The organism is Serratia sp. PL17 (genome assembly GCF_017832355.1).
Lineage (GTDB): Bacteria > Pseudomonadota > Gammaproteobacteria > Enterobacterales > Enterobacteriaceae > Serratia.
Genome location: NZ_JAFIBY010000008.1, coordinates 158,018 through 178,420 on the forward strand (window position 1 = coordinate 158,018; position 20,403 = coordinate 178,420).

At 54.7% G+C, this 20,403-nt stretch carries 22 protein-coding genes; 18 read left to right on the forward strand and 4 right to left on the reverse strand.

Annotated elements, in window-relative coordinates:
* The first annotated feature begins 46 nt into the window (after positions 1-46).
* From JOE25_RS21875 to JOE25_RS21885, 3 genes are all read left to right on the forward strand, one after another.
* Positions 47-367 carry a hypothetical protein gene (locus JOE25_RS21875; RefSeq protein WP_209638862.1) on the forward strand — a complete coding sequence of 107 codons (321 nt, stop codon included), beginning with the start codon at positions 47-49 and terminating at the stop codon, positions 365-367.
* Between the two features lie 221 nt (positions 368-588).
* Entirely contained in the window at positions 589-1,263 is a 675-nt protein-coding gene (gene tctD / locus JOE25_RS21880) for a transcriptional regulator TctD (RefSeq protein ID WP_209638864.1), read from the forward strand.
* Complete coding sequence (locus JOE25_RS21885) at positions 1,250-2,668, forward strand: sensor histidine kinase (RefSeq protein ID WP_209638866.1); 1,419 nt, start codon at positions 1,250-1,252, stop codon at positions 2,666-2,668. The genes tctD and JOE25_RS21885 overlap by 14 nt, the downstream gene beginning before the upstream one ends.
* Here JOE25_RS21885 and JOE25_RS21890 read toward each other — a convergent pair.
* Positions 2,665-3,567 carry a DMT family transporter gene (locus tag JOE25_RS21890; protein WP_209638868.1) on the reverse strand — a complete coding sequence of 301 codons (903 nt, stop codon included), beginning with the start codon at positions 3,565-3,567 and terminating at the stop codon, positions 2,665-2,667. The two genes, JOE25_RS21885 and JOE25_RS21890, sit on opposite strands and share 4 nt — an antisense overlap.
* Before the next feature lie 117 nt (positions 3,568-3,684).
* Between JOE25_RS21890 and JOE25_RS21895 the strand changes: the two genes are divergently transcribed.
* From JOE25_RS21895 to hisP, 15 genes are all read left to right on the forward strand, one after another.
* Complete coding sequence (locus JOE25_RS21895) at positions 3,685-4,458, forward strand: helix-turn-helix transcriptional regulator (RefSeq protein ID WP_209638870.1); 774 nt, start codon at positions 3,685-3,687, stop codon at positions 4,456-4,458.
* Between the two features lie 174 nt (positions 4,459-4,632).
* Positions 4,633-5,754 carry a 4-phosphoerythronate dehydrogenase PdxB gene (gene pdxB, locus JOE25_RS21900; protein WP_209638872.1) on the forward strand — a complete coding sequence of 374 codons (1,122 nt, stop codon included), beginning with the start codon at positions 4,633-4,635 and terminating at the stop codon, positions 5,752-5,754.
* A 90-nt stretch (positions 5,755-5,844) separates the two neighbouring features.
* Complete coding sequence (locus tag JOE25_RS21905; protein WP_209638874.1) at positions 5,845-6,855, forward strand: aspartate-semialdehyde dehydrogenase; 1,011 nt, start codon at positions 5,845-5,847, stop codon at positions 6,853-6,855.
* Positions 6,855-7,676, forward strand: coding sequence for a tRNA pseudouridine(38-40) synthase TruA (truA, locus tag JOE25_RS21910; protein ID WP_209638875.1), 822 nt, complete (start codon positions 6,855-6,857; stop codon positions 7,674-7,676). The genes JOE25_RS21905 and truA overlap by 1 nt, the downstream gene beginning before the upstream one ends.
* Before the next feature lie 75 nt (positions 7,677-7,751).
* The gene (locus JOE25_RS21915) at positions 7,752-8,414 is read left to right on the forward strand and encodes a DedA family protein (protein ID WP_020827873.1); all 663 of its coding nucleotides are present in this window, start codon (positions 7,752-7,754) and stop codon (positions 8,412-8,414) included.
* A gap of 233 nt (positions 8,415-8,647) precedes the next feature.
* Entirely contained in the window at positions 8,648-9,556 is a 909-nt protein-coding gene (accD, locus tag JOE25_RS21920) for an acetyl-CoA carboxylase, carboxyltransferase subunit beta (RefSeq protein WP_209638877.1), read from the forward strand.
* 211 nt (positions 9,557-9,767) lie between these two features.
* Positions 9,768-11,033: a bifunctional tetrahydrofolate synthase/dihydrofolate synthase gene (gene folC, locus JOE25_RS21925; protein ID WP_209638879.1), complete on the forward strand. Its 1,266-nt coding sequence runs from the start codon at positions 9,768-9,770 to the stop codon at positions 11,031-11,033.
* Positions 11,034-11,786, forward strand: a complete 753-nt coding sequence (gene dedD / locus JOE25_RS21930; RefSeq protein WP_209638881.1) for a cell division protein DedD — start codon at positions 11,034-11,036, stop codon at positions 11,784-11,786.
* Between the two features lie 296 nt (positions 11,787-12,082).
* Positions 12,083-12,583, forward strand: coding sequence for a colicin V production protein (cvpA, locus tag JOE25_RS21935; RefSeq protein WP_020827869.1), 501 nt, complete (start codon positions 12,083-12,085; stop codon positions 12,581-12,583).
* A gap of 21 nt (positions 12,584-12,604) precedes the next feature.
* Complete coding sequence (gene purF / locus JOE25_RS21940) at positions 12,605-14,122, forward strand: amidophosphoribosyltransferase (RefSeq protein ID WP_209638883.1); 1,518 nt, start codon at positions 12,605-12,607, stop codon at positions 14,120-14,122.
* 132 nt (positions 14,123-14,254) lie between these two features.
* Positions 14,255-14,827, forward strand: a complete 573-nt coding sequence (locus tag JOE25_RS21945; RefSeq protein WP_209638885.1) for a UbiX family flavin prenyltransferase — start codon at positions 14,255-14,257, stop codon at positions 14,825-14,827.
* A 301-nt stretch (positions 14,828-15,128) separates the two neighbouring features.
* Positions 15,129-15,911 (forward strand): histidine ABC transporter substrate-binding protein HisJ, encoded by a 783-nt coding sequence (gene hisJ, locus JOE25_RS21950; RefSeq protein WP_209638887.1) that lies wholly within the window; start codon positions 15,129-15,131, stop codon positions 15,909-15,911.
* Positions 15,912-15,996: 85 nt separating this feature from the next.
* Positions 15,997-16,683, forward strand: coding sequence for a histidine ABC transporter permease HisQ (locus tag JOE25_RS21955; RefSeq protein ID WP_209638890.1), 687 nt, complete (start codon positions 15,997-15,999; stop codon positions 16,681-16,683).
* Positions 16,680-17,384 carry an ABC transporter permease gene (locus JOE25_RS21960; protein ID WP_209638892.1) on the forward strand — a complete coding sequence of 235 codons (705 nt, stop codon included), beginning with the start codon at positions 16,680-16,682 and terminating at the stop codon, positions 17,382-17,384. Before JOE25_RS21955 ends, JOE25_RS21960 begins: the two co-directional genes overlap by 4 nt.
* A gap of 19 nt (positions 17,385-17,403) precedes the next feature.
* Positions 17,404-18,177 (forward strand): histidine ABC transporter ATP-binding protein HisP, encoded by a 774-nt coding sequence (gene hisP, locus JOE25_RS21965; protein WP_209638894.1) that lies wholly within the window; start codon positions 17,404-17,406, stop codon positions 18,175-18,177.
* 41 nt (positions 18,178-18,218) lie between these two features.
* On the opposite strand, the gene JOE25_RS21970 is transcribed toward hisP, so the two are convergent.
* The 3 genes from JOE25_RS21970 to yfcG all read right to left on the reverse strand — a co-directional run bounded on the left by JOE25_RS21970 (position 18,219) and on the right by yfcG (position 20,265).
* Complete coding sequence (locus JOE25_RS21970; protein WP_209638896.1) at positions 18,219-19,133, reverse strand: TIGR01777 family oxidoreductase; 915 nt, start codon at positions 19,131-19,133, stop codon at positions 18,219-18,221.
* Positions 19,134-19,159: 26 nt separating this feature from the next.
* Complete coding sequence (gene folX, locus JOE25_RS21975; RefSeq protein WP_012146035.1) at positions 19,160-19,531, reverse strand: dihydroneopterin triphosphate 2'-epimerase; 372 nt, start codon at positions 19,529-19,531, stop codon at positions 19,160-19,162.
* A 104-nt stretch (positions 19,532-19,635) separates the two neighbouring features.
* On the reverse strand, positions 19,636-20,265 hold the full coding sequence (gene yfcG / locus JOE25_RS21980; RefSeq protein ID WP_209638898.1) for a GSH-dependent disulfide bond oxidoreductase: 630 nt from the start codon (positions 20,263-20,265) through the stop codon (positions 19,636-19,638).
* Between the last annotated feature and the right edge of the window lie 138 nt (positions 20,266-20,403).

Below are 20,403 nucleotides of genomic sequence, written 5' to 3' on the forward strand. Positions count from 1 at the left end.
CTTGAGATAAAATGATTAAAAATAAAATGATGATGGGGGGATTGATATGTTTTCATTAGGGAAATTATTCGGTGGCAGGGACAGCGCCAAAGTCAGTGCAATCAAGATGCTACCAACGGCCTATGATGAGATGACAGGGGCCTCGGGGCATTGCCGGTTGAAGCGCCTGCGCCCGGATATCGGTGTTTTTGAACTGCACTTCTCCAAAGATAATGGCAAAAAGTATGCTTGCCAGATGACCGCCTGTGTCACCGGCATTGATATTGTTTTTTCCACCAATAATCGCACTGTGCTGGTTTCACCCCCGTTCAGTCCTGCCAAATTACAGCCGGTATTTGATATTGCCCTCGCCGACAGCGAAAAATAATACCTCGACCACGACGTTAGCCGCCCTCGTCGACAGTTCAGGGTTTATTCAGTGCCGCAATTGTGTTCCAGCTCCCAAAACTGGTCCGGCATAACCCTTCTATCACAGCGGCTTCCATGCCATCCTTCTGTTATAAACATGTTAATTCGTATGACGCCGGATCCTGATGCGATAGCGCAGCATTCGGCCTGCGAGCATAGATAAATCAATGGAATGGAAGCATGCGTCTGTTATTGGTTGAGGACCACCCTGAGTTATCCCATTGGTTGCAAAAGGCGCTGACCGGTGTCGGCTTTGCCGTCGATATTGCGCCAGACGGGTTGGCAGCCGACCATTTGCTGTTAAATGAAACCTACGCGTTGGTGGTGTTAGACGTGGCATTGCCGCGCCTGAATGGTCTGGAACTGCTGGCCCGATTGCGCAAACGTGGGCAGGACTTGCCGGTATTGCTGTTGACGGCCAGAACCGACGTGGCCGATCGGGTGAAGGGACTGAATCTGGGTGCCGACGACTATCTGACGAAACCCTTCGAACTCGATGAGCTGGAAGCCCGCATTCGGGCGTTGCTGCGCCGCAGCGTCGGTGTCACTCAGCAAGCGCTGCAATACGGTGCGCTGACTTATCACGATGAGGGCTATTTCCAACTGGACGACAAGCCGCTGCAACTGACACCGCGTGAACTGGCGGTGCTGACGGCATTGATTCACCGCCGTGGGCGTCCGGTTGCCAAACAGCAGTTGTTCGAACAGGTATTTACCTTGGCCGATGAGGCTAACCCGGAGAGCATTGAACTCTATGTTCACCGGTTGCGGAAAAAGCTGCAGGGCAGCAATGTGGCAATTATCACTCTGCGCGGTCTGGGCTACAGCCTGGAGCTTTGCAATGAGGTGGTTTAACGCGCCGCAATCGTTGTTTTACCAACTGTTATTGTTCTTTGGCTTACCCCTGCTGGTGTTAGGCAGTATCTCGATTTATACCCACTATTTCAGTGCAATGAACGCCGCCACGCTGGCTTACGATCGTACGCTGCTGGCATCGGCGCGCACCGTGGCGGAGCGGCTGGTGGTGCGTAATGGGCGTTTGGAAGCGGACGTCCCCTATGTCGTGCTCGACAGTTTCGAGCGCAACATGAACGATCAACTTTACTACGAGGTGATCTCGCCAGAAGGCCGAAGCATTTCTGGCTATGACGATTTGCCGCCGATGCCGCCCCATATTCTGCGTTCAAGCTTGTATCCCGCATTGGTGCATTTTTATGATGCCGAGTATCGCGGACGCCCGATTCGCGTTGCCGCCTTGTACCAACCCATCAACGAATCTGGCGTGATGGGCATGGCAACCATATTGGTGGCTGAAACGCTGGAGTCACGCCGCTATCTGGCGCGGCAGATGATGCTCTCTGCGCTACTCAGTCAGGGGACCGTGGTCGTGTTGACCATGATCCTGGCCTTTGGGCTTCTCAAGCGGGTGCTCAAACCGATGCGCAAGCTTTCAGGCATCATGTTGCGACGTGATCCGGGGGAATTAACGCCGCTGCCAATGGTGTTGCCCTGGTCGGAAATGCAGCCGCTACTGCTGGCGTTTAACCGTTATATCGAGCGGTTGCGAGTGATGGTGGCACGTCAGGAGCGCTTTAGCGCCGATGCTTCACATCAATTGCGGACGCCGTTAACCGTGCTGAAAACGCAGGTAGGGGTTGCGCTGGCAAGCGATCAGCCGGAGCAGTGGCGGGAAAGTCTGGTCGCGATGAGCGCCACATTGGATAACACCGTGGCGTTGACCGATCGTCTGCTTTATCTCTCAAGGCTCAAAGCCCATGAACACGATGCCGATCGCAAGTTGCAGCCGGTGAACCTGGCGCAGGTGCTGCGAGATGCGTGTTTTTCGCGTCTGCCACAGGCGCGCAGTAAACGTATCGATCTTGGCTATGAGGGAGAGTCGGTATGCTGGGTGGGGGGAGAAGCGCTGCTGCTGACGGAACTGTGCGCCAACCTGTTGGATAACGCACTGAAGTATACGCCGCATCAGGGCATGGTAACGGCAAGGCTCATCATGGACAGATTGGGCGGGGAGGGGGTACTGGAAATTGAAGACAGCGGCCCAGGCATTGCCCAACAGGACACTGCGCAGGCGCTCCAGCCGTTCCATCGGCTGGATAACGTGGGCGGTCAACCCGGCGCAGGGCTGGGGTTGGCGCTGGTGAGCGATATCACCCGTTACCATGGCACCCGCCCAGAGTTGTTAACCTCGGCCACACTGGGTGGCTTACTGGTGCGGGTGCGTTTTCAACTGTTACCTTAGCTTTCGCACTCTGCGGCTTGTTTCGCTTTACGCGCCAACGGAGTACGTAGGCGCTGTGACAGGATTACGCCGAGCAGAGTAATGCCGCCGCCGATCAGGTGGTAACTGTGCAGGTGTTCATGCAGGAACAACACTGCAATGATGGCGGTAAATACCGGTGCCAGATTCATAAAGATAGATGCCGTATTGGCCCCCAAGCGCATAACCCCGTGGATCCACAAGTATGGCGCGATAATCGACGCAGGGATGCCGGCGAACAAGACCAGGGGGATATTCTGACGGGTTAACGCGACGTCTTGCGCCATCAGGAAATTCGGCAACAACAACACCACGCCGAACAGTATCTGTACATACAATGACTGCCAGTTTGGCAGAGCAATCGCCCAGCGTTTGGTCAGCACGCCGTACAGCGCATAAGAGGCGGTAGCCGCAAACATCATCAATTCACCTTTGCCGATACCGTGGTGCAACAATTCCGCCGGGTTACCGGCGCTGACCAGCCAGATCAGGCCCCCCAAAGACAACAGGCTGCCGATAGCAATACCCACCGTTGGCGCGACGCGCAACAGCACAATGCTGATCAGAATGGTCAGTAATGGGATCAGCGAGACAATGATGCCCATAAACAGTGCGCTAACGCTGTGTGCTGCGTAGTACGCCAGGCTCTGATACAGCACCATGCCAAGCATGCCGAGAATCATCAATTTCCACCAGTTGGCACGTATTGCCGACCAGTGACGAACTACGCCAGGCAACACGAAGGGGGTCAGGGTGACGAGCGCCAGGAGCCAGCGATAGAAGGAAATGGCGGCCGGATCGATTGCGGTGGCCGAGAGCTTGCTGACCACGGCATTGATTGACCAAATCAAGACCGCCAGCAAAGGGAAGAGCATATTCATGATAATTATTCTCATTAACGACTGACATGCTGGCTAGTTTACGCGTGTCCGGTTTATTATATATAGTGATATCCAGACAATATTTATCCTAAACAAGACAAGTAACGGGACGAAACCATGCCAGAAATCCGTCATTTCCCCGAAGCGCTGATCCCTGCACCGCGTCCGGTGCAATTCCGCTGCGAGGAATTCAATGCGCGTACGGAGTTCCAGCCCCACCGTCATAGCTGGGGGCAATTGATGTGGGTAAAGGCTGGGGTCATGGTGTTACGCATCGGCGGCCAGCGTTTTCTGGCTCCGCCGGAGTTTGTGCTGTGGGCACCGGCGGAAATTGAACACTCCTGTTATAACCAACGTTTGGCACAGTGCCGCATGGTGGATATTGCCTTGCCGCTGTGCGCCGGGCTGCCGGAGGCGCCTTGTCTGGTGAGTGTCACCCCGATTTTTCGGGCCATTGCCGAAGACTTCTACGCCCGCAAACAATACATTCCGCAAAGCAAACAGGATCTGCGCCTGTGTCGTGCGCTGATCGACCAATTGCATGTTTCGCCGGTGCAACAAACGTATTTACCCACATCCGAAGACAAGTTCCTGGCACCGGTACTGGAAGCCCTGGAGCACTGCCCATCGGACAATACCTCACTTGCCGCCTGGGCTGCCCGCGTCTATACCACCGAGCGCACGCTATCGCGCCGTTGCCAGCAGGATCTGGGCATGTCGTTCAGCGAATGGCGCCAGCGGCTGCGCTTCTTGCACGCCGTTTCGCTGTTGGAACAGGGGAAAACCGTGCAGGAGGTCGCGCTGGACGTGGGGTATAGCTCGGCATCGGCGTTTATCGTCATGTTTCAGCAAATCGCCGGCACGACTCCCGAGCGCTTTCGCCGGGCCTGATTCAGTGGCACACTATTTCCCAGATAACCCTTCATACTTGACGTTGCCTCTGTTTGGCTGCGAGCACACCCCCGTCACTTACTTGAGTAAGCCCCAGGGGATTGCTGCGCTTGCCACCTCGATGCAACGCCAATTATTTTGGGTATAAATAGCCGTAAACCGTCGGAGCAATAAGTGAAAATCCTGGTCGATGAAAATATGCCGTATGCGACTGAATTGTTCAGTCGTTTAGGGAATGTGCAGGCCGTGCCTGGGCGCCCGATCCCGAGCGATGCGCTGGCAGATGCCGATGCGCTGATGGTGCGTTCGGTCACTAAAGTGAATGAAGCGCTGCTGGCCGGCACCCGCGTTGGTTTTGTCGGTACCGCAACCGCGGGCACTGACCATGTCGATGACGCCTGGTTGCAACAGCAAGGTATCGGTTTCTCTGCGGCTCCGGGCTGTAATGCGATTGCCGTGGTGGAATATGTGTTCTCTGCACTGATGCTGCTGGCAGAACGCGACGGTTTTCAATTGCGCGATAAAACCGTCGGCATTATCGGTGTCGGCAATGTAGGGTCGCGTCTGGACGCCCGCTTGAAAGCCTTGGGTGTGCGTACGTTATTGTGCGATCCACCGCGTGCTGAACGGGGCGATAGCGAGGAATTCTGGCCGCTGGAGAAACTGGTGGCAGAAGCCGATGTCCTGACCTTCCACACGCCACTGAATAAATCCGGCCCTTATCACTCGCTGCATTTGGTGGACGCGGAGCTGTTGGCGGCGTTGCCGGATAACCGCATTTTGATTAACGCTTGCCGCGGCCCGGTGGTGGACAATGCTGCGCTGTTGCAGGCGCTGGAAAAAGGTAAAAAACTCAGCACGGTACTGGACGTTTGGGAGCCGGAACCGGAACTGTCTCTGCCGCTGCTGGCGCGGGTGGACATAGGTACTGCACATATCGCTGGCTATACGCTGGAAGGCAAAGCACGCGGCACGACGCAGGTGTTTGAAGCCTTCAGCCGCCACCTGGGGCAGCCTCAGCAGATCGCGCTGGCCTCGCTGTTGCCGGTGCCCGAATTCAGCCAGATCCAACTCAATGGGCCGCTGGACGAAGGCAAATTAAAACGATTGATGCACTTGGTGTATGATGTGCGCCGCGACGATGCGCCGCTGCGTAAAGTGGCCGGGCAACCGGGTGAATTCGATCGTCTGCGCAAGCATTATCAGGAGCGCCGCGAGTGGTCTTCATTGCGCGTCCAGTGCAATGACAGCGCCAGTGCGGAGCTGCTGAACGCGCTGGGCTTTTTGATAGCGTAAGGCTTTCTTAAGCCACAGCGACTAATTTTGTTATCAGGGCGGTGCATTAGCCGCCCATTTGCATTTGAATAAATACTCTGGAGAAACCCAATGTCTGACGGCTGGAATATCGCTCTACTTGGTGCCACTGGCGCGGTAGGTGAAGCGTTGCTGGAATTGTTACAGGAACGCCAGTTCCCGGTGGGCGAACTCTATCCTTTGGCCAGCGAACGTGGTGCAGGTGCGACCGTGCGCTTCAATGGCAAGTCAGTGCTGGTGCAAAAAGCGGAAGAGTTCGACTGGTCGCAAGCTCAGTTAGCATTCTTTGTTGCCGGTACTGAGGCCTCGGCTCGCTATGCGGAAGAAGCAGGCAATATGGGGTGCCTGGTGATCGACACCAGCGGCCTGTTTGCGCTGGAGCCGGATGTTCCACTGGTGGTGCCTGGGGTTAACCCGCAGGTGCTGGCCGATTACCGTAACCGCAATATTGTTGCCGTGGCGGACAGCATGGTCAGCCAACTGCTGACCGCAATCAAACCGCTGACCGAACAGGCCGGGCTTTCTCGCCTGCACGTGACGACCCTGATGTCGGTATCGTCACGCGGCAAAGTGGCTGTCGACGATCTGGCGGGCCAAAGTGCACGCCTGTTGAATGGAATTCCCGCTGAGCCTGGCGTTTTCGCCAAGCAGTTGGCATTCAACCTGTTGCCGTTGCTGACCGACGAGCAGGGCAGCGTGCGTGAAGAACGTTTGATTGTCGATCAGGTGCGTAAAGTGCTGCAGGACGAAGGGTTACCGATTTCCGTGAGCTGCGTGCAGTCGCCGGTGTTCTATGGCCATGCACAGGTCGTTCATCTGGAAGCCCTGCGCCCGATGTCTGCGGAAGAAGCACGTAGCGAACTGGAACAGGTGGATGATATCCAACTGAGCGAAGAAGACGATTACCCGACTCAGGTGACGGAAGCTTCCGGCAGCGACGCGCTGAGCGTTGGCTGCTTGCGTAATGACTACGGCATTCCTGAAATCCTGCAGTTCTGGTCGGTAGCTGACAACGTACGCTTTGGCGGCGCATTGATGGCGATCGAAACCGCAGAACGTCTGGTGCAGGAGCAGATGTACTGATGTCCGAGGTTGTCTTGCCCACCCAGCCGACCTTGAAAATCGCGCTGGGGATTGAATATGACGGTAGCCGTTATTACGGCTGGCAGCGTCAGCAGGAAGTGGCCAGTGTACAGGCCTGTCTGGAACAGGCGTTGAGTAAAGTGGCCAATGCGCCGATCAACGTGCTGTGTGCTGGACGTACCGATGCCGGGGTGCATGCTACCGGCCAGGTGGTGCATTTTGAAACCACCGCGCAGCGTAAGGATGCCGCCTGGACGATGGGGGTAAATACCCATCTGCCGCCGGATATTGCTGTGCGTTGGGTGACCGGCGTTGCTGAAGATTTCCATGCACGCTTCAGCGCTACGGCACGCCGTTACCGCTACATTATTTATAACCACCGTTATCGTCCGGCGGTATTGCAGCAGGGGATGACGCATTTTTATCACCCGCTGGATGCCGAGCGCATGGAGAGGGCGGCGCAGGCGTTGTTGGGCGAAAACGACTTTACGTCGTTTCGCGCCGTGCAATGTCAGTCACGCACGCCATGGCGTAACGTAAAACACGTTAAGGTTACGCGCTATGGTGAGTATATTGTGGTAGATATCAAGGCGAATGCCTTTGTGCATCATATGGTTCGCAATATTGTCGGTAGCCTGATGGAAATTGGCTGCGGCAATCAGGATGAGAATTGGATGGCCGAATTACTGGCACTGAAAGATCGTAATCTGGCTGCGGCGACGGCGCGGGCCGAAGGGTTATACCTGGTTAGCGTTGATTACCCTGAGCACTTTGCCCTACCCCGGCCCCCGATGGGGCCACTGTTTTTACCCGACGATTAAACGCCGGCGCGCCTGACGCGTTGTTCCCTTGTGTACCTGCCGAGTGGGTGAGACACCCGGTAAAAGAGAGAACCTATGGACATCATCAAGTTTGTGATTGATTTTATTCTGCATATTGACGTGCATCTGGCTGAGCTGGTGGCGCAATACGGTATGTGGGTGTACGGTATTTTGTTCCTGATTCTGTTTTGCGAAACCGGGCTGGTGGTGACGCCGTTCTTGCCAGGGGATTCTCTGTTGTTCGTTGCGGGGGCGTTGGCGGCGTTGCCGACCAATGATCTGAATGTACACACTATGGTCGCGCTGATGATAGGTGCGGCGATACTTGGGGATGCGGTGAACTACACTATTGGACGGCTATTCGGAGAAAAGCTTTTCAGCAACCCGAATTCGAAAATCTTCCGTCGCAGTTACCTGGATAAAACGCATCAGTTTTATGAGAAGCATGGCGGGAAGACGATTATTTTGGCGCGTTTTGTACCGATCGTGCGCACATTTGCGCCGTTCGTTGCCGGAATGGGGCATATGTCCTATCGCCATTTTGCGGCTTACAACGTGATTGGTGCGCTGGTTTGGGTGCTGCTGTTCACCTATGCTGGTTATCTCTTCGGCGATTTGCCGATCGTGCAGGAAAACCTGAAACTGTTGATCGTGGCTATCATCATTGTTTCAATTCTGCCGGGCATCATTGAAATTTGGCGCCATAAGCGCGCGGCTGCCCGCCAGCAAAAACAGTAAAAACATCGCTTAACCTGTCGGTTCGACCAGTTTTTTGTCCACAGTGCCGGGCCGATATGGTTTAATGAGCGACATTTATGGTCTGTTCCTGTGAACAACCTTGAAATCAGTGCCTCTGTCGCGCGCTTGTCGCGTTTTACTCGGGCACTTTTTCATTGGGTCTGTTTACGGGGGGATTGTTAAAGCATGAACTGCGGACTGGCGTCTGCCAGGTTCAAACAGAAAGGTCATCGATGAGCTGGATTGAACGAATTCTTAACAAGAGCAATATTACCCAAACCCGTAAGGCGAGCATTCCTGAAGGGGTTTGGACCAAATGCGATAGCTGCGGTCAGGTTCTCTACCGCGCCGAGCTGGAGCGTAATCTGGAAGTGTGCCCAAAATGCGACCACCACATGCGCATGACTGCGCGTATGCGTCTGCATACTCTGCTGGATGAAGGCAGTGAAGTGGAGCTGGGTAGCGAACTGGAACCGAAAGATGTTCTGAAGTTCAAGGATTCCAAGAAATACAAAGATCGTCTGGTTGCCGCACAGAAAGCAACCGGTGAAAAAGATGCGTTGGTCGTGATGAAAGGCACGTTATATGGCATGCCTATTGTCGCCGCGTCGTTTGAATTTGCCTTTATCGGCGGTTCCATGTCGTCTGTAGTCGGTGCACGCTTTGTGCGTGCTGTTGAGCAGGCGCTAGAAGATAACTGTCCGCTGGTGTGTTTCTCAGCCAGTGGCGGTGCCCGTATGCAGGAAGCGCTGATGTCGCTGATGCAGATGGCGAAGACCAGCGCTGCGCTGGCGAAACTGCAGGAGCGTGGTCTGCCGTACATTTCAGTACTGACTGACCCGACCATGGGTGGCGTTTCCGCCAGTCTGGCAATGCTGGGCGATATCAACATCGCTGAGCCGAAGGCGCTGATCGGCTTTGCCGGTCCACGCGTTATCGAACAGACCGTACGTGAAAAGCTGCCGCCGGGCTTCCAGCGCAGTGAGTTCCTGATTGAGAAAGGCGCGATCGACATGATCGTGCGTCGCCCGGAAATGCGCCAGACCTTGGCGAGTATCCTTTCCAAACTGACCAACCAGCCACAGCCACATTTCGATGAAGCTGCGCCGGTGTCTGCACAGGAAAATCAGGCCGACGCCTGAGGCAAGTCAGTCACCCGTGTTGGCGCAAGCCAACGCGGAGTTCAGCCGCCATTTTGTGGCTAAGTGGCGGCTGGAAATACCCGATGGATCTCGAGCGACAGCGAGTCACGCTGCGGCTTGAAAACATGGGGTATCATGCAGAGCATCGCCTTTACCGCGGTGAGGGTGGTGCCCTGATGGATTAATGAACCCAAGTTCAGTGACGGGACTCATGCAAAACCACCAAATTCCCCAAGCCACGTCGCCATTGAGCTCGTGGCTTTTTTATCTGGAACGTCTGCACAGCCAGGCGATCGAACTCGGCCTGGAACGCGTACAACGCGTTGCGGAGCACCTTGATTTACTCACTCCTGCACCGACGGTGTTCACCGTTGCCGGCACTAACGGCAAGGGCACCACGTGCCGCACTCTGGAAGCGATTTTGATGGAGGCGGGGTTGCGCGTTGGCGTCTACAGCTCACCACATCTGGTACGTTATACCGAAAGGGTGCGCATTCAAGGTGATGAGCTGAGCGAAGCCGAACACAGCCGTTCATTCGCCGTCATTGAAGCGGGCAGGGGTGAAACGTCACTGACCTATTTCGAATTTGGCACTCTGTCGGCCTTGCAACTGTTCAAACAAGCTAAGCTTGACGTGGTGATCCTGGAAGTTGGTCTTGGTGGGCGTCTGGACGCGACCAACATCGTCGACCCGAGCGTGGCAGTGGTGACCAGCATTGCACTGGATCACACCGACTGGCTGGGCAGCGACCGCGAAAGCATTGGCCGCGAAAAAGCCGGGATTTTCCGTGGCGGTAAGCCCGCCGTCGTGGGGGAACCGGATATGCCGGCAACCATTGGGCAAGTGGCGGACACTCTGGGTGCGCAACTGTATCGCCGCGGCGAGGCCTGGACCTTTAGCGAACAGGGTGAGCGCTGGCAGTGGGAAGGCGGCGGTACCTTGCTGACTGACTTACCGATGCCAAACGTGCCCTTAGCCAATGCGGCGACCGCACTGGCTGCATTGCATTATTCTGCGTTGGAAATTGATGAGCGGGCGATTTTCGCCGGTCTGCAGCAGGCGACCTTACCGGGACGTTTCCAGATTGTGGGGCGTGAACCGACATTGATCCTCGACGTGGCGCATAACCCGCACGCGGCAAGTTATTTGGCTGGTCGCCTGGCGACGTTGCCGCGTAATGGTGGCAAAGTACGTGCCGTGGTGGGGATGCTTTCGGACAAAGATATTGCCGGTACGCTGGCCTGTCTGAGTGAGCAGGTCGATGAATGGTACTGTGCGCCGCTTGAAGGGCCGCGCGGTGCCAGTGTTGAGCTGTTGGCGCAATATTTAACGGAACCGCGGCAGTTTACCGATGTCGAAACTGCCTGGCGTCAGGCTATGCAGGACGCTGAAAAACAGGATATTGTGATCGTCTGTGGATCGTTCCACACCGTTGCACACGTGATGGCGGCGTTAGACGAGATGCGGGGAGTGTGAGTGGCAAGTAAATTTCAAAACCGATTGGTGGGTACCGTGATTCTGGTTGCGCTGGGGGTGATTATCCTGCCAGGGCTGTTGGACGGTAAAAAGAAACATTACGAGGATGAATTCGCAGCCATTCCATTGGTGCCGAAGGCCGGTGATGTGGAAGAGAACGACGTGGTGCCACCGGTAAGTCAGCCATTGCCGGCACAACCGCCGGAAGGCGCAGGTGCATTGGTTGAACAGCAGGCGGCTAATGAGGCGGCGACGCAGCAGGCCGCGCAGAAGCCGGCTCAGGTCACGCAGGCACCGGTCGAGACGCGTCCGCAACCGACGCCGACGCCAACGCCACAGCCGAAACCTAAACCGGTAGAAACCAAGCCGGTGGAAGTGAAACCAAAACCGGTGCAGCAGCCGAAACCGGTGGAAGTGAAGCCGGTAGCCAAACCTGAGCCGAAGCCAGAACCGACACCGAAGCCTGAACCTGCACCTGTGCAGAAACCGGCGGAAGAGAAAGCACCGGCAGGGCAAGCGTATGTGGTGCAACTGGGGGCGTTGAAGAATGCTGCCAAGGTGAACGAAGTGGTCGCGTCGCTCAGGCTGTCCGGCTATCGTGCTTTCACCGTGCCATCCACACCGGTACAGGGGCAGATTACTCGGATTTACGTCGGTCCAGACGCCTCGAAACAGAAACTGCAGTCTTCATTGCCTGCGCTGAACTCCCTCAGCGGTTTGAGCGGCCAGGTGAAGCCATACGGCGTACGTTAAGAGAAAGGGGCACAGCATGCTGTGCCCCTAAACCTATGCGTGCCAGTATAATCATTAAATAAACTGTGCCTTTCGTAGCTGAAATGGCCTATGTAGGCGCGGCGGTTGGGAATTTTTTTATCGCCGCTTTTTATTTGTAACGTGGTAGGAAAACCCCTACGCAAACGTTTTCTTTTTCTGTTAGAATTCGCCGCGAATTGGATCACCCGTTAGATTTCATGTCGTATCAAGGCAGCCAACGCAGATGCGGTATGAAAGATGAAGGGGGCAGGGGCGATTCATTATTGGAATAGTTCATGGTCTGGATTGATTACGTCATTATAGCGGTGATTGGATTTTCGGCTCTGGTGAGCCTGATCCGAGGGTTTGTTCGCGAAGCATTGTCACTTGTGACATGGGGATGTGCGTTTTTTGTTGCCAGCCATTTCTACTCTTACCTTGCGGTCTACTTCACTCGTTTTGAAGATGAACTGGTGCGAAACGGTATCGCGATTGCAATCTTGTTTATTGCGACCCTGATCGTAGGAGCTATTGTTAACTATGTGATTAGCTCACTGGTAGAGAAAACCGGGTTATCAGGCACCGACCGGGTGCTGGGCGTCTGTTTCGGCGCACTGCGCGGCGTGTTGATCGTTTCGGCGATACTGTTTTTCCTGGATACCTTTACTGGTTTTTCACAAAGTGCCGATTGGAAACAGTCGCAGCTTATTCCCCAGTTCAGTTACATCATCAGGTGGTTCTTTGACTACCTGCAGAGCACGTCGAGTTTCTTACCGACCCATTTACCAGGGCGGTAGCGCTGATGAGGAAAAGACAACATGTGCGGTATTGTCGGTATCGCCGGTTTTATGCCGGTAAACCAGTCGATTTATGATGCGCTGACGGTGCTTCAGCACCGTGGCCAGGATGCCGCAGGCATCGTCACCATTGATGCCCATAACGGGTTCCGCCTGCGTAAAGCAAACGGTCTGGTGAAGGATGTGTTTGAGGCACGCCATATGCAGCGTTTGCAGGGCAACATGGGTATTGGCCATGTGCGTTACCCGACGGCTGGCAGCTCCAGTGCTTCAGAGGCTCAACCTTTCTATGTAAACTCACCGTTCGGCATTACGCTGGCACATAACGGCAATCTGACCAATGCCCATGAACTGCGCCAGACGTTGTTCGAAAGCGGTCGCCGCCATATCAACACCACATCCGACTCTGAGATTCTGCTGAACGTGCTGGCCAGTGAGCTGGACCGCTTCCAACACTATCCGCTGGAGTCCGACAACGTCTTCACTGCCGTTGCCGCCATGCATCAGCAGCTGCGTGGTGCTTACGCTTGTGTCGCGATGATCATCGGCCATGGCCTGTTGGCATTCCGTGACCCGCACGGCATCCGCCCGTTAGTCATCGGCAAACGCACGCTGGAAGATGGCCGTAATGAATATATGGTGGCTTCCGAAAGCGTGGCGCTGGATACGCTGGGCTTTGAGTTCTTGCGCGACGTGGCGCCGGGCGAAGCGGTGTATATCACCAATAAGGGCCAATTGTTCACGCGCCAGTGTGCAGAGAATCCGAAAACCAACCCATGCCTGTTCGAGTACGTTTATTTCGCTCGTCCTGACTCCTTTATGGACAAGATTTCGGTCTACAGCGCCCGTGTGCGTATGGGGCAGAAGCTGGGGGAGAAGATTGCTCGCGAGTGGGAAGATCTGGATATTGATGTCGTGATTCCGATCCCGGAAACCTCCTGCGATATCGCACTGGAGATCGCACGCATCCTGGATAAGCCGTACCGTCAAGGTTTCGTGAAGAATCGCTATGTCGGCCGTACCTTCATCATGCCGGGCCAACAGGCACGCCGTAAGTCGGTACGTCGTAAGCTGAACGCCAACCGTGCTGAATTCCGCGACAAGAATGTGCTGCTGGTGGATGACTCCATTGTGCGCGGCACGACCTCAGAGCAGATCGTCGAGATGGCGCGCGACGCTGGCGCCAAGCGGGTTTATCTGGCTTCCGCGGCACCGGAGGTTCGTTTCCCTAACGTCTATGGCATCGATATGCCGAGTGCCAATGAGCTGATTGCACATGGGCGTGAAGTGGATGAAATCCGCCAGATCATCGGTGCTGATGGCCTGATTTTCCAAGACCTGGACGATCTGATCGAAGCCGTGCGTGAAGAGAACCCGGATATCGTTCAGTTCGAATGCTCGGTATTTAACGGTATTTACGTCACCAAAGACGTCGATCAAAGCTATCTCGAGTATCTGGAATCGCTGCGTAACGACGACGCCAAAGAAATGCGTGGTCAAACCGAAGCAGAAAATCTGGAAATGCATAACGAAGGTTAAGCGCTTGCGTTGTGCTACCAAGGTGCACTGCGGCGTCTGTCGCAGTGCATTATCCCTCCCTGACTTGCTTATCCCTCGCCATTGCGGCAAAGTCTGCCTGATCTTATCTTTTTCGTGGCAGAGGCCAGTTTTATGAAACGACTCATCATCGGTATTTCCGGCGCCAGTGGCGCAATCTATGGCGTGCGCTTGCTGCAGGTATTACGCGACGTTGCAGAGGTGGAAACCCATTTGGTGATGAGCAACGCCGCGCGGCAAACGTTGTCGCTGGAAACTCCGCTCAGCCTGCGTGAAGTGCAGGCGCTGGCCGATGTAGTGCATGATTCTCGCGATATTGGCGCCAGCATTTCGTCCGGTTCGTTCAAAACGGCAGGTATGGTGATTTTACCTTGTTCGATCAAAACGTTATCGGGTATCGCCAATAGCTATAGCGACGGTTTACTGACACGTGCTGCGGATGTGGTGCTGAAAGAGCGCCGCCGGTTAGTGTTGTGCGTGCGTGAAACGCCATTGCATATTGGCCACCTGCGGCTGATGACCCAGGCTGCGGAAATGGGGGCAGTCATTATGCCGCCAGTGCCGGCGTTTTATCACCGCCCTGAGAGTGTCGAAGACATTATCGATCAAACCGTAAACCGGGTGGTTGATCAATTCGACATTGAATTACCGAAGGATTTATTTGCCCGCTGGCAAGGTTCTAATTAACAAATTTCTCCCCAATTTGGTACATTTGTGCAACACCGCACTGATTTAGGGCGGCGCATGCACCATAATGATCCCACTTCATCACGTTCACTGTTTCAAGGCTTTGGTATTTATCCACTGCCCGTGGCGCGGCCAAGACTGGCCGATTTAATTTTGCAGTTATCGTCCCAGGAAACAGTTTTGTGAAGGCCGGAGCCGTTCCCTCCGCCTACAGCAACAAATGTGGCACGATTACTGCAAATTGATTTGGTGGAAAAGTAATGCCCGCAGTGGCATCAAAAAATCAATTTGAGGGTAATTTATGAAAAAGCTGGTTAAGGTTCTTCCTTTAGTCTTGGCTTTGAGCGCGGTAAGCAGCGCATTTGCCGCCGTACCATCGACGCTGAAGATAGGTACCGATCCGACCTATGCCCCCTTTGAGTCTAAAAATGCCAAAGGTGAGCTGGTCGGTTTTGATATCGATTTGGCCAAAGAGCTGTGCAAACGCATAAATACCCAATGTACCTTTGTGGAAAGCGATTTTGACGCGCTGATCCCTTCCCTGAAGGCGAAGAAAATTGACGCCATTATCTCTTCTCTGTCGATCACCGAAAAACGCCAGCAGGAAATTGCCTTCACCGACAAGCTGTATGCCGCTAACGCCCGTCTGATCGCGCCGAAAGGCTCGAAGCTGCTGCCTACCGTGGATGCGCTGAAAGGCAAAAGTATCGGCGTGCTGCAAGGTACCACTCAGGAAGCCTATGCCAACGCTATGTGGCAGCCTAAGGGCATTACCGTTGTGCCTTATCAGAACCAGGATCTGGTTTACGCCGACCTGGCATCTGGCCGTATTGATGCCGCTTTCCAGGACGAAGTGGCAGGCAGCGATGGCTTCCTGAAGCAGCCTCCAGGCAAAAACTACGCGTTTGCCGGCGAGTCGGTGAAGGATGACAAATTCTTTGGTGTCGGCACCGGTATGGGCTTGCGTAAGACAGATACCGAACTGAAGGCCGCATTAGATAAAGCCTTTGCCGACATGCGCAAAGACGGTACTTACGACAAGTTTGCGAAGAAATACTTCAACTTTGACGTCTACGGCGGGTAATTCCGCGCACCGTTCCATGTTGTGACTTCGGGGCCGGTCCACCGGCCCCGATGGTTCGGGATCCAATGACGACAGGGTGAAGTAAATGCTGCAAGGCTATTCCCAATTGATATTTGAGGGCGCTTTGGTGACGCTGGAGCTGGCCCTCAGTTCCGTAGTGCTGGCGGTGGTGATTGGTCTGATCGGCGCTGGCGGTAAACTTTCACATAACCCACTGATATCGATGATTTTCGGTGCTTACACTACGCTGATCCGCGGTGTACCCGATCTGGTGCTGATGCTGCTGATTTTCTACGGCCTTCAAATTGCGCTCAACAACCTCACCGAACTGCTTGGCTTCTCACAAATTGATATCGATCCGCTCAGCGCGGGGATCATTACCCTCGGGTTTATCTACGGTGCCTACTTCACTGAAACTTTCCGTGGTGCCTATATGGCCGTCCCGAAAGGGCAGATCGAAGCAGCAACCGCCTATGGTTTTTCCGGTTCGCAGATTTTCCGTCGCATTCTGTTCCCTGCGATGATGCGCTTCGCCCTGCCGGGCATCGGCAACAACTGGCAGGTGATCCTGAAGGCAACGGCACTGGTGTCTATTCTTGGTCTTAATGATGTGGTGAAAGCCACTCAGTTGGCCGGTAAAGGTACCTACCAACCGTTCTTCTTCGCGATTGTGGCTGGCGTGGTTTATCTGGTTTTCACCACGGTTTCCAACGGGGTGTTGCTGTGGCTTGAACGGCGTTACTCACTGGGCGTGAAGAGGGCCGAGCTATGATCGATATTTTGCACCAATACTGGCAATCGCTGCTCTGGAGCGACGGCTATCGTTTCACCGGTGTGGCGGTCACGCTGTGGCTGCTCATTGCGTCGGTGGTGATGGGCGGTCTGCTGGCCATTCCGATGGCGGTGGCGCGTGTCTCCTCCATCAAATGGGTCCGCTTCCCGGTATGGCTTTATACCTACGTATTCCGTGGTACACCGCTGTATGTGCAGTTACTGGTGTTCTATTCCGGTATGTACAGCCTGGAGATTGTGCGTGGCAGCGAGTTCCTCAATGCGTTCTTCCGCAGTGGGTTGAACTGCACCATTTTGGCGCTGACTCTCAACACCTGCGCGTACACCACCGAGATCTTCGCCGGGGCTATCCGTTCGGTGCCGCACGGTGAGATCGAGGCGGCCAACGCCTACGGTTTTTCCCGCTTTAAGATGTATCGCTGCATTATTTTGCCTTCGGCGTTACGGACCGCGTTGCCGGCCTACAGCAACGAAGTGATCTTGATGTTGCACTCCACCGCGCTGGCGTTTACCGCCACCGTACCGGACCTGCTGAAAATCGCACGCGACATTAATGCGGCGACCTATCAGCCGTTCTATGCCTTCGGGATTGCGGCGGTGCTGTATCTGATTATCTCTTACGTGTTAATCAGCCTGTTCCGCAAAGCGGAGAAGCGCTGGATGGCGCATGTTAGCCACTGATAAATGACGGGAAGAAACTATGTCTGAAAATAAATTAGCCGTCACTGAACTGCACAAGCGCTACGGTGACCATGAAGTGTTGAAAGGCGTATCTTTGGCGGCCAACGCCGGGGATGTGATTAGCATCATCGGATCTTCCGGCTCCGGTAAAAGTACCTTTTTGCGCTGCATTAACTTCCTGGAGAAACCGAGCGAAGGTTCTATCAGCCTGAACAACGAAGACATTCGTATGGTGCGTGACAAAGATGGCCAGTTGAAGGTGTTTGATAAGAAACAGCTGCAACTGCTGCGTACCCGCCTGACGATGGTGTTCCAGCACTTCAACCTGTGGAGCCACATGACGGTGTTGGAGAACGTGATGGAAGCACCGGTGCAAGTGTTGGGGCTGAGCAAGACGGAGGCGCGTGAGCGCGCTGTCCGCTATCTGGATAAAGTGGGCATCGACGAGCGTGCCCGCGGCAAATATCCTGTGCACTTGTCCGGCGGTCAACAGCAACGCGTGTCGATCGCCCGGGCATTGGCGATGGAACCAGAAGTCTTGCTGTTTGATGAACCGACGTCAGCCCTGGATCCTGAATTGGTTGGCGAAGTGCTGCGAATCATGCAGAAGCTGGCTGAAGAGGGTAAAACCATGGTGGTAGTGACACATGAAATGGAGTTTGCACGCCATGTGTCCAACCACGTGATTTTCCTGCATAAGGGGCTGATTGAAGAACAAGGTCCGCCGGCCGAGCTGTTTGGTAATCCGAAGAGTACCCGGTTGCAGCAGTTTCTTTCCGGCGCATTGAAATAGCCGTTTGGCGGGGCCGGATCTTTCTGGCCCCGTTCCGATCTTCAGCGATCGTCTTGCCGCTGATTGATAACATCATCCAAGGCTTGTTCCAATTCCAAAAAACGGAAGCTGAAACCGGCCTCTTCCAGACGTTTCGGCACTGCCCGTTGCCCGCCCAGCACCAATACCGCGGCTTCTCCCATCAATAAACGCAGGGCGAATGCCGGCACGCGTAAAAATGCCGGCCGATCGAGGACGTTAGCGAGTTGCGCGGTAAACTGCTCGTTGTGAACGGGATAAGGGGCGACCATATTGAACGGCCCTTGCAGGGTCTGGTGATCCAGTAAATAAATAATGCCGTTAATCATGTCATCCAGATGGATCCACGGCAGATATTGGCGACCCGTACCCATTGGCCCACCGAGCCCGATACGGAAGGGGGGCAGCATTTTCGCCAGTGCGCCGCCTTTGGCTGCCAAGACGACGCCGGTGCGCAGCAGACAGACGCGGGTGGCATTGCTTTGCGCTTGGAGCGCCAATGACTCCCAGCGTTGACACAGCATATGGGTGAATTCGTCGTGCGGAACTTCGTCTTCGGTAACGACGGCCTGGTCTTGATCGCCATAGTAGCCGGTTGCTGAGCCGGAAATTAGCACGCTGGGCGGCGTGCTGCTGGCGTTAATCAGCTTTGCCAACTGTTCGGTCAGATCCCAACGGCTGTGACACAGGCGTTCTTTCTGCGCCTTGCTCCAGCGCTTGTCGGCGATCGGCTCACCGGCCAGGTTAATCACGGCATCAAAGCCCTCCAGCGAGGACTTATCTTGCAGCGTTGACCAATAATCTACCTGTTCGCCAAAACGTTCACGCGCGTGCTGCACGTTGCGGCTTAACACCGTAATTTGGTGAGAAAGGCCCAGCAGCCGCTGCGTCAGGCTGCTCCCTATCAATCCTGTGGCGCCGGTGATCAGGATCCGCATGGTCGATTCTCCCTGAAGCTGTAGTTTCAGGCCCGGCGATAGCTCATGGTCATCGAAACCGAGTCGGCGTAGCGCAGAGCCAATAGTTTATCTATTTCTACTTCAGCATAGGTTACCCAGGCGTGTTGTTTCACGATATCGAGCACATCCTGAGTTAATTTTTCCAGCAGGGCAAAGCGGTTATCTTCCACATGACGGATGATGGCTTTAGTGATGGTTCGGTAGTTAAGAGCATCGTCAATGTTTTCGCTGTCGCGCGCTTTATCCGCCGGGTAATGGATCACGACGTTAATCAGGATGTCCTGACGGTTGTTGATTTCTTCTTCCTTGATACCGATGAAAGTACGCAACCGCAGGTTTTTTATACGAATAATGGCGTCGGGTTGACTGAATGACATCAGAGAATCTCCACAGGTCTGATTATTTGCGCCCAGAATACACGGAAAGTAAGGAAAAGATAACGAGCCGGGGGAAACTCCCCGGAGGCCGGGGAGTTGGACATTTAGCCCTGCTCAGCCAGTTTGTAAGCCCGCTCGGTTGCCGGGCGGTTACTGATACGCTCGAACCAGTTACGCACTGCCGGGTAATCCGCCAGATCGATACGTTGACGGGGGTGTGACACGACCCAAGGGTAAGTCGCAATATCGGCGATGCTGTAGTTGTCACCGCCCAGGTACGGGTGCTTTTGCAGCTCGGCTTCCAGAACGGCATACAGGCGCTTGGTTTCCAGATGGTAACGTTCAATGGCGTAAGGGACGGGTTGTGGGGCGTAATGGTTGAAATGGTGATTCTGTCCAAGCATCGGCCCAAATCCGGCGACCTGCCAGAACAACCACTGCAGCGTAGCGGCGCGTTCACGTAGCCCTTTGCTCAATAGCTTGCCGGTTTTCTCAGCCAGATACAGCAGAATCTCACCGGACTCGAACAGGCTGATAGGGGCTCCGCCATCAACCGGCTGCTGGTCGACGATAGCAGGGATTTTGTTGTTGGGGGAAATGCTCAGAAATTCCGGCTTGAACTGATCGCCGGCGCTGATGTTTACGCGGTGGATACGGTAGGGTAAGCCAACCTCCTCCAGAAACAGGGTAATCTTGTGACCATTTGGAGTAGGCGCGTAATACAGGTCAATCATGTTGCCTCCTGCGGTAAGGTGATCTGTAAATCATTACACGGTGTTGCGGTCTTCGCCGCGCACAAAGGTATATCAAAGATCTTTCTATAGGATTACCTACAATAGCAGCTAAGAATAGCAGGCTATGTGAGATTCGTC